The sequence below is a fragment of the Pseudoflavonifractor phocaeensis genome (genome assembly GCF_016901955.1).
In the GTDB taxonomy this organism is placed as follows: Bacteria; Bacillota; Clostridia; order Oscillospirales; family Oscillospiraceae; genus Flavonifractor; species Flavonifractor phocaeensis_A.
On record NZ_JACJLC010000236.1, the window covers coordinates 1 to 420 of the forward strand.

1 protein-coding gene is annotated in these 420 nt (G+C 56.0%); it reads right to left on the reverse strand.

Annotation, left to right across the window (positions count from 1 at the left end; all coding sequences use genetic code 11):
* A partial coding sequence (locus H6B51_RS18655) for an S-layer homology domain-containing protein (RefSeq protein WP_204884827.1) occupies positions 1-376 on the reverse strand: 376 nt, incomplete at its 3' end.
* Positions 377-420: the final 44 nt, after the last annotated feature.

Here is a 420-nt window from a genome sequence, read left to right on the forward strand (position 1 = left end):
TGCCGGCGCCGTCACCGGCGATGATGCCCATGACGGTGGCGTACTCGATGTACTTCTCAGACCAGATGCCGTCGATGTCGGCGTAGGTGGGGACGGGCTTGATGCCGGTGACAGGCTCCACGCCGCCGTTCATCAGGTAAGCAATGATCTTGCTCATCTCTTCACGGGTCAGAGTGTCAGAGGGAGCAAAGAAGGAGCCGTCTTCCTTACCGTCGATGACGTTCAGCGCCACCATGGTGGAGACAGCCTCTTTGTGCTGGACTTCATCGTAGTCGGTGAAATCCGAGGCATTCACAGCGCTGGCGCCCACGACCATCATGCCGATGAGCATCATGGCGGCCAGGACCAGGCTGAGAACACGCTTGAGGTTTCTCATTTGGTATTCCTCCTTAATTTTTTTAGACTTTAGGCAAGGAAACA